Genomic DNA, 13,025 nt, shown 5'->3' with positions numbered 1-13,025 from the left:
GCGCCAGCCCGCGACGCGAAGCCGCCGGCCTTTCGAGGCCGGCGTTTTTTTCACAAGGGGCTCAAACTTTCGACGTCTCGCCCGTCGGTCAGCGCGCGTACAGCTCCGGCGCCTGCGCGATGAGATAGAGCACCGCGCCGATCAGTCCGCCGACGAGGGTGCCGTTGATGCGGATGTACTGCAGGTCCTGGCCGACGCTCAGCCGGATTTGCCGAGACAGATGTTCGGCGTTCCAGCCGTGCACGGTGGCGCGGATGTGTTCCGTCACGAAGTCGGCGAAGCCGGGCGCCATGCGCTCGGCGGCATCGAGCAGTTGCGCGTCGAGCGCCCGGCGCAGCGATTCGCTGCGTGCGAGTTCCTGTCCGATCCACGCTGCCGCGCCGGTGATTTTTGCGCCGATCACCGAATCCTTTTGCACGAGGTCGCGCTTCACCCAACCGCGCCACTCGTTCCACAGGCCGCCCACGTATGCGTTGAGCGCCGTGTCGCCCTTGAGCTGCGCCTTGAACGCGTCGAGCCTCGACTGCAGTTCGGCGTCATGCTTCAGACGATCGATCAGGCCCGCCACCGCGCGATCGAAGGCCTGACGCAGTTGATGCGACTCGTCCGCCTCCATTTGCGCGAGCAGGCGCATGAGCGCTGCCGAAATCATCTCCGCGCCCTTGTCGCCGATCCACTCCGATGGCAGCACCTTCTCCTTTCTCGGATGATCGGTCTTGAGCCATTCGACGATGCGCGCCGAAATGAACTCGCGCGTGTCCGGCTCGTTGAGCAGCGCGACGAGGTAATCGAGCGTTTCGTCGAGAAGCGCCTGATGGCGGCCGTCGCGCGTGAGCGTGTCGAGGATGGCCGCGGCAGAGCGCGACATGTCGAGCCGGTCGATCATCGTGTCGAGGGCGCGCCGTATGAAGGCCTGCACGTTGCGCTCGTCCATCACGTCGAGCACGCCGGCGGCGACCTTCACCATCACGGCGCTCAACTGGCGCGTGTTTTCGTAGGAGCCCAGCCAGTGCGATACCGCGTCGGCCGGGTTCTGCTGCCGGATCAGGCGCACGACCGAGGGGGTATCGAGAAATTTCTCGCGCACGAAGCGCGCGAGGCCGTCGCCCAACGCATCCTTTTTGCGGATGAGGATGTTGGTGTGCCGTGAGAGGCCCGGAATCGGAATACGGCGGAAGAGCGCCTCGACCGCGAACCAGTCGGCGAGCCCGCCCACCATCGCGGCTTCGGCGGCGGCGCGGATCCAGCCGGTGACGAAGTGCGGGGGCATGAACAGCGTGGCAATGAAAACGACCAGCGCCACGAGAAGAAAGGACAGGGCGCGCCGTTCGGCGCGTTGCAGGGCGATGGCGGGGTCCATGCGCGACCGGCTCCTGAAAAAACGAGGACGCCCGACAGGTTACCCCGTCGGGCGCCCGATGATAAGGGCCGCATCGGCCGACGTGCCGACGTGCAGACGGACCGGCGGCATCGTCGCGCGCGATGCCGCCGCCCTCGAGGCGATGCTTACCCGCGTTGCTTTGCCTTCAGTTCCAGGCGGTACTTGTGCAGCAGCGGCTCGGTGTAGCCGTTGGGCTGCGTGAGCCCTTCGAACACCAGCGCGCTTGCCGCCCGGAAGGCCAGCGAGTCGTCGAAGTTCGGCGCCATCGGACGATAGGCCTTGTCGCCGGCGTTCTGCTTGTCGACCACAACCGCCATGCGCTTTAGCGTCTGTTCGACCTGTTCGCGCGTGATCACGCCATGGCGCAGCCAGTTCGCCAGGTGCTGGCTCGAGATGCGCAGCGTGGCGCGGTCTTCCATCAGGCCAACGTCGTTGATGTCCGGCACCTTCGAGCAACCCACGCCCTGGTCGATCCAGCGCACCACGTAGCCCAGGATGCCCTGCGCATTGTTTTCGATCTCCTTGCGGATCTCCTCGGCGCTCCACTCGGCCTTGGCCACCACCGGCACGCTCAGCAGACCAGTGAGAAGGGCGTCGCGCTCTTTCGCGTAGTCGATTTGCTCGAGTGCCTGCTGCACGGCCTGCACGTCCACCATGTGATAGTGCAGCGCGTGCAGCGTGGCCGCGGTCGGCGACGGCACCCATGCGGTGTTCGCCCCCGCCTTCGGATGCGCGATCTTCTGCTCGAGCATGGCGTGCATCAGGTCCGGCATGGCCCACATGCCCTTGCCAATCTGGGCGCGGCCGCGCAGACCCGCGGCCAGGCCCACGAGCACGTTGCTCTTCTCATACGCGGCGATCCACGCCGAGGACTTCATGTCGCCCTTGCGCATCATCGGGCCCGCTTCCATCGCGGTGTGCATTTCGTCGCCCGTGCGATCGAGGAAGCCGGTGTTGATGAACGCCACGCGCGCGGCGGCGGCCGCGATACAGGCCGAGAGGTTCACCGACGTGCGGCGCTCTTCGTCCATGATGCCCATCTTGAGCGTGTTGCGCGGCAGCGCGTAGAGGTCCTCGATGCGGGCAAACAGCTCGTCGGCGAACGCGACCTCGGCCGGGCCGTGCATCTTCGGCTTGACGATGTAGATCGAGCCGGTGCGCGAATTCAGTCGCAGCTTGCGGTCGTGCAGCGCGGCGAGCACCGTCACCACGCCGTCGAGAATGCCTTCCGGAATTTCGCGGCCCTCGCGATCGAGGACCGCCGGGTTGGTCATCAGGTGACCCACGTTGCGGATGAACAGCAGCGAGCGGCCATGCAGCTTCACGGGCTTGCCGTCGGCGCCGGTGTACTCGCGATCGGCGTTCAGGCGACGCGTGAACGTCTTGCCGCCCTTGCTCACCTCTTCCGTGAGCGTGCCTTGCATCAGGCCGAGCCAGTTGCGGTAGAGCTCGACCTTGTCATCGGCGTCCACGGCGGCGACCGAGTCTTCACAGTCGATGATGGTCGTGACGGCTGCTTCGACGAGCACGTCCTTGACATGGGCGGCGTCCGTCTTGCCGATCGGATGGTTCGCGTCGAACTGGATCTCGAAGTGCAGACCGTTGTGCTTGAGCAGCACGGCCGCCGGCGACGCCGCGTCGCCCTGATGGCCGATGAACTGCGCCGGCGTGGCGAGCCCGGTCTGGCCGCCCCTGGTGGTGACGACGAGCTTGCCGCCTTCCACGCGATAGCCGGTGGCATCCTTGTGCGAGCCCTGCGCAAGCGGCGCCGCCTGGTCGAGGAAGCCGCGCGCGAAGGCGATCACGAGTTCGCCGCGCTTCGGGTTATAGCCGGTGCCCTTCTCGGCGCCGTTGGTTTCGGGAATGGCGTCCGTGCCATAGAGCGCGTCGTACAGGCTGCCCCAGCGCGCGTTGGCGGCGTTGAGCGCATAGCGCGCGTTCGAGAGCGGCACGACGAGTTGCGGGCCGGCCTGCTCGGCGATTTCGTAATCGACATTGGCCGTGGTGGCCTTCACTTCGGCCGGAGCGGGCAGCAGGTAGCCGATCTTTTCCAGGAAGGCGCGATAGGCGGGCGCGTCGGTGATCGGGCCCGGGTTGGCGCGGTGCCAGGCGTCGAGTTCGGCCTGCAGACGGTCGCGCTCGGCGAGCAAGGCGCGGTTCTTCGGGGCGAGGTCGTGGACGATGGCGTCGAAACCCCGCCAGAACGCGTCGACATCGACGCCGGTGCCCGGCAGGGCTTCCTTTTCGATGAACGCGATCAGATTGTCTGCGACCGTCAGGCCGCCACGCTGGGAAGTGGAAGTCATGATGCTGTACTCGAGTTTGAAAACCAGGTTGACGCGACTTCGTCCGCCGATTCGCCGCAGGCCCGGGTCCCGATGCGGGTCACGCCGGCAGTACGACTGACGATAAGGGGCAGTCTTATATAAGACTCTGAGTGTAATCCTTCTGGCGGCGCTCGAAAACCCGGGATTTCGAGTCGCGACACGCCCCCGGGTTATAGGTGGCATAAGGGTTTGCGTATGACGTCCACCCCGCAAGGCTCCGCGCCTGCCGGCCATTTTTCCGTGTGCAATTGCAGCATTCGGTACGGCGTTTCATCTTGTGAGAAATGGCGTCGAGAGATGGCGAAGGGCGGCCCACGAGAGGTCCGGAGAATTTTGACGATGCTCGTTGGCACGGGCGCACGGGTTACGCTATGCGGCTGCATGACGACCCATGCGTGAGCCAACATCCCGGACACCCCGGAAAAGCGCCTGCCGAGGAGGCATGAATCGTGAAACAAATACTGATGATGAGCAGTTCCCGCAAGGGCAACCTCGCCTACATGGAGCACGCCGACGACCAACTCCACGCCGTGCTCAGGGCACGCGCGGGCCGGGTGCTGTTCGTGCCCTACGCCGGCGGCATCACCTTCAGCTACGACGACTACGAGGCGCGTGTGAAGCCGGTGTTCGAGCGTCTCGGATATGAGCTCGAGTCGATCCATCGCCATCGCGATCCGCGAGCGGCCGTGGAGCGGGCGCAAGCCATCGCCGTGGGCGGCGGCAACACGTTTGCCCTACTCGAGCGCATGTACGATGCGGGCATCGTGGACCTGATTCGCGAGCGCGTGAGCGCCGGCGTGCCGTACATCGGCTGGAGCGCCGGTTCGAACGTCGTGTGCCCGACGATTCGCACCACCAACGACATGCCCATCGTGGAGCCGCCCACGTTCAAGGCGCTCGGCCTGATCCCGTTCCAGGTCAATCCGCACTTCATCGGCGGCAAGCCGGCCGGTCACAACGGCGAATCGCGCGAGGAACGCCTGGCCGAGTATCTCGCCATCCATCCGGGCGAGTCCGTGGTCGGTCTTCCGGAGGGCACCGCGCTGCACGTCCAGGGGGAGAACGCCACGGTGCTCGGCGAGTTCGACGTGCTTCACTTCAAGCAGGGCGGCGTCATCGACAGGATCGCGACGGGCAGCACTTTCGCGCTCGCGTCCCTCTAGTACGTGCCGGCGGCGCAGCTTCCGAACGGGACGATCGGCGTCTTCACGCGCATTGGCCTCGAAGCAGGCGCAACGCCCGGGTCGATAGCGTTCTGGAAGTGCTTCGTCGCATTTCCGCTGGTGCTGTCGTACTGTGTGGCGAATCACGAGCTTCGCGTGCAAACGTCGAAGCTTGCGCCTCGCTGGCCGCGACTCGTCCGGCGGTTCGGGTTCGGCAGCGTGTTCCATCGAAACCGGCGATCCGCTATTCGCGACATTGTTCGGATTCGCCGTCTTCAGCGAGTCTCTCGGCGTTGCGGGCATTGCAGGGGCGGGCTGCATCATGGCAGGACGCCTGATCGCCATTCGACCACAGTAGACGCGTCGGCGTCGCCGTAAAACGACGCCGCCGCCCGGGCGTGAACCACGGGCGGCGGTCGGACAATGTTGACGGCAGGCGGCGCGCTGCGCAGCCGCTGTCGTGAGTGGCGGCGGCGGTGGCGGCGATCAGGCGTCGTCGTCGAGCCAGGGCACTTCGACGTCGGTCAGGAAGGCGACCATCGCGAGCGGACGCGCCTCGTGGCGGCCCATCTTGCCATCGGCGCGATGCCACTCCACGCGGAACGTCTCGGGGTACCGGTCGGCGATCAGCTGCACGGTACGCAGCTCCTCTTCGTCGGCTTCCTCGATCGGGCCGTCGAAGGACAGCACCAGCGACTGCGGCCATACGCCGTCTTCTGGATCGTAGACCTTGTCGCCGTTCGGCACGTCTACCACCGCTTCGACGCCGATCGTCGCCGAGGCTGCCACGATCATCTCGCCAAGCGCGCGCAGTAGCGCCGTCGCACGTGCGGAGTTGATCTGACGCATGGCGAGGTCGCCGCGCGTCAGGGCTTGTTCCAGCTTGGGATCGGTTTTTTGTTTGGACATGCGGTTCCTCGGTAAAACGTTGACCACCGCGCGGGCGCGGCGCCATGTCACTGCGACACCGCCGTCATGCGCGGGGTTCCGATGCTACCACCGTCGCGCACGCCGGGGCGCATTACAATGCGGTTTTCGTTATCTGCCGCTGCCGGATGCCAGCCGCCCGCCGGTCTGTTCCGCCCGGAGCCCGCCTCGCCATGAATTCGCGCAAGCCCGCCCAGCCTCCCCAAGCGCCTGAAACCTCTGGAGTCCCGAAAGCCGCGGAGGTCCCGGAAGTCCCGAACGTCCCCCATGCCGCGCCGACGGGCGCGAGCGACGTCTATTTGCGGCTGCTCGGCGAGACCGCCAGGATCGACTGGAAGGATCTGGAATCGTTCTTTGCGCGCGGCGTGCTGCTGCACGTGGCGCCCGGCGTGGATCTGGTATCGGTGGCCGAGGCCGTGGCCAACGACGACACGGCTGCCGTCTCGCAATGGCTCTCGTCCGGCATGGTGCAACGCATGCAGGCCGAACAGGCGAGCGATTTCACCGCGCGTAAGCCCGAATTGTGGGCGGTCGTCGTCGCGCCCTGGGTGCTCGTGCAGGAGCGCGGCGCCGTCGCCTGAAACAGCGCGCTTCGTCTTATTCCGTGATGCCGGCTTCGACGAGACGACGCGTGCAATCCTCCAGCAAGTCCTGCGCCACGACTGACGCATACGCGTAGTCCGCGTCGAGCGACTCCATCATTTCATGTGCCGTGTAGAGGCCGGCTTCGCGCGACAGCGCGCCGGCGAGCTCACGCGCGAAGTCGTCGCTCAACGACGACAGCAGGCGGCGCTCCTCCAGCGGCAATTGCAGCCGGGAACGCGATAGCCACATCTGCGCGAGCGTCGCCCCCTGCTTGTCCGTCATCCACTGGCCGTGTTCGTAATACGCCGACAGACGCTCGGCCGTGAGCGCGAAGAGCAGCGCGCGGCGGGTGTTGAAATTCAGACGAATCGGTGAGGCTTCCGGCATGGCGGCAACCGCAAAATGCGGGCAAAAACGGGACGAGGGGGCAAAGGTATCACGCAAAGAGCCGCAGCAGCGCATTGCGCGCGTGGCGGATGAGTTCGGTCTCGTCGGCGCGTCCGGGCAGCAAATGGAATTCGGCACGCGGCAGCGGCGGCAGCCCGAGCGAGGGCGGACACACCACGAGATCCGGCGTAAGCGCCGACTCGTTCAGACACGAGATGCCGAGGCCCGCGCCGAGCGCCAGTTGCATGCCGGCCACGCCGGCGGCAGAGTGCGAAACGCGGTACGGCACCTTGTGTTTTTCCAGCACGGCGAGCACCAGGCTTTGCAGCGCGCATGACGGCGGCAGCGTGACCAGCGGCAACGGTTCGCCGATCGGTTCGGCCAGCGTCGACGACATCGCCCACACGAGGCGCTCGCGGCGCACCAGCGTGCCGGGCGTGCGGTAGCCGAGCGCTTTTGCGCCCTTGCCGACATCCCCGTTCATCAGCCGCAACGCCAATCCCACATCGAAATGCTCGCCGGTGAGCGCGGTGCGCTCGATCTGGGCGCTTTGCATGGCACTCACGTGCAGGCGCAGGCGCGGATACAGACTCGTGAAGCGCTTGAGCACGCGGCCCACGTCGTGCGGACGGTAGTAATCGGTAATGGCGATGCGCAACTCGCCGTCGAGCAGCACGCCTTGCAGGTCCTCGAATGCGGCTTCTGACAACGCCGCAATCTGACGCGCGTAAGCGAGCAGACGTGTCCCGGCCGGCGTGGCGCGCATCCCTTTGCGCGAGCGCACGAGCAGCGGCTGTCCGGCGCGTTCCTCCAGCTTCTTGAGTTGTTCGCTTACCGTCGATTGCGACAGAAAGATCTGCTCTGCCGCCGCCGAAATGCTGCCGGCGTCGTGGATGGCGATGAAGGTACGCAACTGTGTGAGGTCGAAGGCGCGAACGGTCATGGCGAGTCTCGGAGGATGCCGCCGCGCGAGCGGGCGGGTGGCCGGGCGGCCGAACGGCATTAATCCGGAAAACACGATATAAGGCATCGAATTTTCCCGCTTTTCCGATGGATTGTCCATCGGTACGATGCGCAAGCATGGCGTCGGACCTGTCCGCTGACAGTGTCGCGGCGCCCCCGATCCTCCTTATTACGCCGCGCGCCCGCGCACCGTGTCACTCATGAGCGAACGACTCTCCTGCACCGCGACCGTCCCGTCTGCCGTCGTCACGGCGACCTCCCCCGTCCTTGACCGCAGTCATCGCTGGAAAGTGCTTGGCGTTGGGGTGGCGGCCAATGCCAGTTTCGCCGCCGCGCTGGGCGGCATTCCCGCGACGGCCGTCCAGATGCGCGCGGCCTACGCGCTGGCGAACGCGGATCTCGGCATCGTGCTCGGCATGATCGGCCTGGGCATTGCCGTCTCGGAACTGCCCTGGGGCATGCTCACCGATCGCTGGGGCGACCGGCGCGTGCTGCTCGCCGGCTTGCTGGCGAGCGCGGCAGCGCTCGTCGCACTCGGTCTGTGGGGCGCGCCTGCGCCGCACTACGTGCCGTCGATGCCGATGCTTGCGGCCGGCATGCTTGCCGTCGGCGCGCTGGGCGGCAGCGTGAACGGATCGAGCGGACGCGCCGTCATGCGCTGGTTTCACGACAACGAGCGGGGGCTGGCCATGAGCGTGCGCCAGTGCGCCGTGCCGCTCGGGGGCGGCATCGGCGCATTGCTGCTGCCGGGAGTCGCGCTGCATCTGGGCTTCGGCGCGGTGTACGGCGGGCTCGCGGCCGCCTGTTTCGCGGCGGCCTTCATGGCGTGGTTGTGGTTGCGCGAGCCGCCCGAGGCGCCGCATGAGACGCGGCGCGACGCGCGTGCGTGCGCGGCCTCGGGCTATTCGCCGCTGCGCGACCGCAAGCTGCTCGGCACTGCCCTCGGCATGGCCGTGCTGGCGATGCCGCAGGTGGCGGTGCTCACCTTCGGCACGGTGTTTCTGCACGACTTTGCGCATGTCGACGTGGCCACGATCTCGCTCGCGCTCGGCGTGGTGCAGGGCGGGGCCGCCATCACGCGCGTGTGGAGCGGACGCTATACGGACAAGCGCCGCAACCGTCCTCAGTACCTTCGTGCGTGCACGATTGCCGTGGGCGCGGTCTTTGCCGCGCTGGCCGTGCTCGTCGCGTGGCTGGGGCACCATCCTGAATGGCTGGCGCACGGCACGCCGGCGATGATCGCGCTGCTCGCCGCGGGCGGTGTGATCGCGTCGGCGTGGCACGGCGTGGCGTTTACCGAATTGGCGACGATGGCGGGCGCTTCACGCGCGGGCACGGCGCTGGGCATTGGCAACACCGGCGTATTTCTCACGATGTTCCTCACGCCGCTGTCGATTCCGCTGCTGCTCGCGCTCGGCGGTTGGGGACTGGTGTGGGCCGGCGGCCTGATGTGCGCCGCGCTGGCGTGGCCGCTTTTCGTGTGGTCGCATCGACGCTGAGCCGCGAGGCGCGGTTCAGCGTGGAGTCAGGGCAGACGAATGTTGGCGACGAGAAAGTCGAGGAACGCCCGTACACGGGCGGGCAAGTGTCCGCCCTGTCCGATGTAGACGGCGTGCACCGGCTCGAGATCGCCCGGATTGTAGTCCTCGAGCACGGTGACGAGCCGTCCGGCGCGCAAGTCGGCGTCGACGTGATAGCGCGAATGGCGGGCGAGTCCCAGCCCTTCGACGGCCAGCTGGCGCATCATCTCGCCGTTGCTCACGACCATGTTGCCGATCTGCGGGTAGTGCGTGACGCCGCCGGCGCCGTCGAGAAAAGGCCAGCCCTGCACCTGGCGGTCGAAATTGAACGCCATCACGTTGTGGTGGATCAGGTCGGCCGGCGTGCGCAACGGGCCGTTGCGCGCCAGATACTCGGGCGAGGCCACCACGTGCACGCGGCTCTCGCCGAGCTTGCGGGCGACCAGCCGCGAGTCGCGCAGCGGACCGGCGCGTACCGCGACGTCGGCACGTTGTTCGAGCAGGTCGACGACGGTGTCGGTCAGTGTGAGATCGAGCCGGATCTCCGGATATTGCGCGAGAAATGCGGGGATGACCGGCAGCAGATAGTGCGTGCCGATCGGCACGCTCGAATTGACACGCAGCAGCCCGCGCGGCACGGCGCCTGCCGCCGCCTCGCGCTCGGCCGCCTCGATGTCGGCCAGCACGCGCACCGCCCGCTCGTGAAAGGCCGTCCCCTCGGGCGTGAGCTGCAGACGGCGCGTGGAACGATTGAAGAGCCGGGTGCCCAGGCGCGCCTCGAGCCGCGCAATCAGCTTGCTCACGGCGGACGGCGTCATGTGCAGTGCCCGCGCCGCCGCCGAGAAGCCGCCCAGCTCCACGACGCGCGTGAACACTTCCATATCGCCCGAGCGATTGACGTCCTGTCGACCCATCGGCTGTGCCCTCGACCCTTGCAGTGACTGATTGCGCGCGATCCTGTGACGTTGAGTCACAAATGATTTTCCTTCGCGCAGTCTATTTCATCAATGCGAGGACGTCTATATTCCGCTCATCGGTCGGCCGCCGTCACCCGGCGGGCGTGAACCGTTCCCAACATCAGACAGGAGTTTTTCCGTGCCCATCGCCCTTTACGCCCTGACCGCCGGTGCCTTCGGCATCGGCGTGACGGAATTCGTCATCATGGGTCTGCTGCTCAACGTCGGCGCCGATTTCGGCGTGTCGATCGCGGCGGCGGGCCTGCTGATCTCCGGTTACGCGCTCGGTGTCGTCGTCGGCGCCCCGCTCATGACGACCGCCACCGCCCGCTGGCCGCGCAAGACCGTGCTGCTCGTGCTCATGGCCATCTTCACCATCGGTAACGCGGCATGTGCGCTCGCGCCGAACTACGCGGCGCTCATGGCTGCGCGTGTGCTGACGTCGTTCGCGCACGGCACGTTCTTCGGCGTCGGCTCGGTCGTGGCGACCGGCCTCGTGTCGCGCGAACGCCGCGCCTCGGCCATCGCCGTGATGTTTACCGGCCTGACCGTGGCCAACATTCTGGGGGTGCCGTTCGGCACGTGGCTCGGACAGCACTTCGGCTGGCGCGCGAGCTTCTGGGCCGTCACGCTCATCGGCGCGCTTGCGTTCCTCGTGATTGCGTGGTTCGTGCCGAAGATCGCCGCGCCCAAGGACGCCGGCGACTGGCGTGCCGACCTGCGTGCGCTGGCCCGCCGTCCTGTGCTGCTCGGTCTCCTGACCACCGTGCTTGGCTGGGTGGGCGTGTTCGGCGTATTCACCTACATCGCGCCGCTGCTCACGGAAGTGACGGGTTTCTCCGAAGGCGCCGTCTCGCCGATCCTGCTGATCTTCGGCGGCGGTCTGGTCGTCGGCAACCTGCTCGGCGGCAAGCTGGCCGATCGGCGCGTGGTGCCGACGGTGCTCGGCAGCCTGCTCGCCCTGTCCGTCGTACTCGGCCTGATGACGTTCGCCCTGCACTCGCACTGGCTCGCCATCGTCTTCGTGGCGCTGCTCGGCGCGGCCGCCTTCGCGACCGTCGCGCCGCTGCAACTGTGGGTAATGGAGAAGGCGTCGGGCGCCGGCGAGAGCCTCGCGTCGAGCTTCAATATTGCCGCGTTCAATCTCGGCAACGCGATCGGTGCGTGGCTCGGCGGCTTCGTCATCGAACACGGCCCGGGCCTGACGGCCGTGCCGTGGGTGGCGGCGCTCGTGCCGCTGGCCGGCGTCGGCGTGGCAGTGCTGAGCCTGCGACTGGATCGCCGCGACGCGCAGACGCTCACGCCGGTTTGCGAGAACCCGGCGTCGTGACCTTCCGCCCGGCCTGATGCGCTCGCGTCAGGCCAGCACCCCGATGATCACACTGGCGGCCGCGAATGCGGCCGTGGCGTCGGCTCCGGGGGCCAGGCCCCGCGCGCTCACCGTCTCGTGCGGCACGACCGCGGCGAGCCGGCTGCCGCCGGGCAAGGCGAGGAGGATCTCGGCCTGACCGCCCTCGTCGGTGATCGCGTCGATCGTGCCCGCCAGACGGTTTGCCGCGGGCAACCCCGCGAGATCGGCGTCGCGCGCCACGTCGATCCACGGCGCCTTGACGAGCGCGAACGCTTCGCCGCCCACCGCCAGGCCGAGCGTCTGCGTGCTGTGATGGGTGAGCGACGCGGTAATCGTCTCGCCGCCGGGCAGTGCAAGCGTTACCTCGTCGTTCACGCCGCACGACCGGATGCCGGAGATCGTGCCGTGCAGCTGGTTGCGTGCGCTCGTCTGAAGGGCCAGTCGCGAAATGAGCGGCCATTGCTCGCCGAACGGCTCCAGGTCGCCGGCCACGCGGGCGAGGAATTGTTGCTGTGCCGCTTCGACGGCGCGGAACGCGGCGACCAGCTTCGCGCCGCGCGCGGTGAGCCGGGTGCCGCCGCCGCCGCGCCCGCCCGTGCTGCGCTCCACGAGCGGCTCGCCGGCGAGCTGATTCATGGCATCTACCGCGTCCCAGGCGGCCTTGTAGCTCATGCCGGCCGCCCGTGCCGCCGCCGTAATCGAACCCTGCGCGGCAATGTGCTCGAGCAGCGCGATACGCGCCTGCCCGCCCAGCGACGCGTTGCCCCGATGCAGCCAGAGCGAGCCGCTCACTTGCAAGTTGTCGGTCATTTCGTTGTGTAAAACATCATCCGGCGTTGAGGAAGGTTCGGAAACCATAACGTTTTTATCGTTTCAATACAGCAGGTCGTCGCATCCGAAAGGGCTGGCAAACCGTTCGGGCGATCGTGCGGTTTGCCGGTCAGTGCGTCGCCCGGAGCGTATCGCCGCACGAGGCCGGATCGGAAAGTGTTGCGGCGCACCAACGAAGCGCGCTTCGGGCGTCACGGTGGGGGACGAATGGGGGACGTTTCTCCTCTACATTCAATTTGCCGCATGCCCCCCCAGTGCCGGTAATGCCGCATCGGACGGACGTTTCAGTCTCGCGTGCAACCGGGAATGCGACGTTTACCGAAGTGCCCACTCACCTGACACAACAGAAACGGGGTGAAATGATGCGCGTCAGGAATATCAAGGAAACGGTTGACGGGGCCCGATACTATCGTCTGGTTCGCACGCTGCCCAACGGCAAGCGACATCAGATGCAGATTTCTTTTTCCGCCGGTGAAATGCGCTTCAGGCGCTTCGTCGCGCAACGCTTGTGGTTGCTGCGTGCCGAAATGCGAGACAGTACGCGGGCGGCCGCCATGCCCGCGCCACGCAACCATCTGCCGCAACTGGTCTTCTAGTCCAAACCTGGCCTCGCACGCCACCGCCCGGCGGCCTT

At 67.0% G+C, this 13,025-nt stretch carries 12 protein-coding genes; 5 read left to right on the top strand and 7 right to left on the bottom strand.

Translation table 11 applies throughout. The features are described 5' to 3' along the window. Positions 1-88: 88 nt before the first annotated feature. Entirely contained in the window at positions 89-1,360 is a 1,272-nt protein-coding gene (locus PNO31109_RS09755; protein ID WP_150555418.1) for a DUF445 domain-containing protein, read from the bottom strand. 146 nt (positions 1,361-1,506) lie between these two features. Beyond that, positions 1,507-3,687 carry a malate synthase G gene (locus tag PNO31109_RS09750; RefSeq protein ID WP_150555417.1) on the bottom strand — a complete coding sequence of 727 codons (2,181 nt, stop codon included), beginning with the start codon at positions 3,685-3,687 and terminating at the stop codon, positions 1,507-1,509. Between the two features lie 467 nt (positions 3,688-4,154). On the opposite strand from PNO31109_RS09750, the gene pepE reads away from it, so the two are divergent. Continuing rightward, a complete protein-coding gene (gene pepE / locus PNO31109_RS09745; protein WP_174966354.1) occupies positions 4,155-4,871 on the top strand; it encodes a dipeptidase PepE in 717 nt (238 codons plus the stop codon). A 486-nt stretch (positions 4,872-5,357) separates the two neighbouring features. Here pepE and PNO31109_RS09740 read toward each other — a convergent pair whose 3' ends face one another. Beyond that, positions 5,358-5,780 (bottom strand): hypothetical protein, encoded by a 423-nt coding sequence (locus PNO31109_RS09740; RefSeq protein ID WP_150555415.1) that lies wholly within the window; start codon positions 5,778-5,780, stop codon positions 5,358-5,360. A 191-nt stretch (positions 5,781-5,971) separates the two neighbouring features. Here PNO31109_RS09740 and PNO31109_RS09735 point away from each other — a divergent pair, with 191 nt between their 5' ends. Beyond that, a complete protein-coding gene (locus PNO31109_RS09735) occupies positions 5,972-6,379 on the top strand; it encodes a DUF2288 domain-containing protein (protein WP_150555414.1) in 408 nt (135 codons plus the stop codon). Positions 6,380-6,395: 16 nt separating this feature from the next. Here the strand turns inward: PNO31109_RS09735 and PNO31109_RS09730 are convergent, their stop codons facing one another. Both PNO31109_RS09730 and PNO31109_RS09725 read right to left on the bottom strand, forming a co-directional pair. Beyond that, positions 6,396-6,770, bottom strand: coding sequence for a hypothetical protein (locus PNO31109_RS09730; RefSeq protein WP_150555413.1), 375 nt, complete (start codon positions 6,768-6,770; stop codon positions 6,396-6,398). A 49-nt stretch (positions 6,771-6,819) separates the two neighbouring features. Then, positions 6,820-7,713 (bottom strand): LysR family transcriptional regulator, encoded by an 894-nt coding sequence (locus tag PNO31109_RS09725; RefSeq protein ID WP_150555412.1) that lies wholly within the window; start codon positions 7,711-7,713, stop codon positions 6,820-6,822. Positions 7,714-7,933: 220 nt separating this feature from the next. Between PNO31109_RS09725 and PNO31109_RS09720 the strand changes: the two genes are divergently transcribed. Continuing rightward, positions 7,934-9,232, top strand: coding sequence for an MFS transporter (locus PNO31109_RS09720; protein WP_150555411.1), 1,299 nt, complete (start codon positions 7,934-7,936; stop codon positions 9,230-9,232). Between the two features lie 26 nt (positions 9,233-9,258). Here the strand turns inward: PNO31109_RS09720 and PNO31109_RS09715 are convergent, their stop codons facing one another. After that, a complete protein-coding gene (locus tag PNO31109_RS09715; protein ID WP_150555410.1) occupies positions 9,259-10,167 on the bottom strand; it encodes a LysR family transcriptional regulator in 909 nt (302 codons plus the stop codon). Positions 10,168-10,348: 181 nt separating this feature from the next. Between PNO31109_RS09715 and PNO31109_RS09710 the strand changes: the two genes are divergently transcribed. Continuing rightward, positions 10,349-11,539 carry an MFS transporter gene (locus tag PNO31109_RS09710; RefSeq protein WP_150555409.1) on the top strand — a complete coding sequence of 397 codons (1,191 nt, stop codon included), beginning with the start codon at positions 10,349-10,351 and terminating at the stop codon, positions 11,537-11,539. Positions 11,540-11,566: 27 nt separating this feature from the next. On the opposite strand, the gene PNO31109_RS09705 is transcribed toward PNO31109_RS09710, so the two are convergent. Continuing rightward, positions 11,567-12,418, bottom strand: coding sequence for a TOBE domain-containing protein (locus PNO31109_RS09705; RefSeq protein ID WP_150555408.1), 852 nt, complete (start codon positions 12,416-12,418; stop codon positions 11,567-11,569). A 296-nt stretch (positions 12,419-12,714) separates the two neighbouring features. Between PNO31109_RS09705 and PNO31109_RS09700 the strand changes: the two genes are divergently transcribed. Then, positions 12,715-12,987 carry a hypothetical protein gene (locus PNO31109_RS09700; RefSeq protein ID WP_150555407.1) on the top strand — a complete coding sequence of 91 codons (273 nt, stop codon included), beginning with the start codon at positions 12,715-12,717 and terminating at the stop codon, positions 12,985-12,987. The last annotated feature ends 38 nt before the right edge of the window (positions 12,988-13,025 follow it).

This window comes from Pandoraea nosoerga (genome assembly GCF_902459585.1).
Lineage (GTDB): Bacteria > Pseudomonadota > Gammaproteobacteria > Burkholderiales > Burkholderiaceae > Pandoraea > Pandoraea nosoerga.
This window is presented reverse-complemented; position numbering and strand designations above follow the sequence as displayed.

Bases quoted from the DNA above. Each gene is read 5' to 3' on its own strand.
- PNO31109_RS09715 (WP_150555410.1), bottom strand. From the start codon at position 10,167: ATGGGTCGACAGGACGTCAATCGCTCGGGCGATATGGAAGTGTTCACG.
- PNO31109_RS09720 (WP_150555411.1), top strand. From the start codon at position 7,934: ATGAGCGAACGACTCTCCTGCACCGCGACCGTCCCGTCTGCCGTCGTC.
- PNO31109_RS09740 (WP_150555415.1), bottom strand. From the start codon at position 5,780: ATGTCCAAACAAAAAACCGATCCCAAGCTGGAACAAGCCCTGACGCGC.
- PNO31109_RS09755 (WP_150555418.1), bottom strand. From the start codon at position 1,360: ATGGACCCCGCCATCGCCCTGCAACGCGCCGAACGGCGCGCCCTGTCC.
- PNO31109_RS09750 (WP_150555417.1), bottom strand. From the start codon at position 3,687: ATGACTTCCACTTCCCAGCGTGGCGGCCTGACGGTCGCAGACAATCTG.
- PNO31109_RS09730 (WP_150555413.1), bottom strand. From the start codon at position 6,770: ATGCCGGAAGCCTCACCGATTCGTCTGAATTTCAACACCCGCCGCGCG.
- PNO31109_RS09735 (WP_150555414.1), top strand. From the start codon at position 5,972: ATGAATTCGCGCAAGCCCGCCCAGCCTCCCCAAGCGCCTGAAACCTCT.
- PNO31109_RS09725 (WP_150555412.1), bottom strand. From the start codon at position 7,713: ATGACCGTTCGCGCCTTCGACCTCACACAGTTGCGTACCTTCATCGCC.
- PNO31109_RS09705 (WP_150555408.1), bottom strand. From the start codon at position 12,418: ATGGTTTCCGAACCTTCCTCAACGCCGGATGATGTTTTACACAACGAA.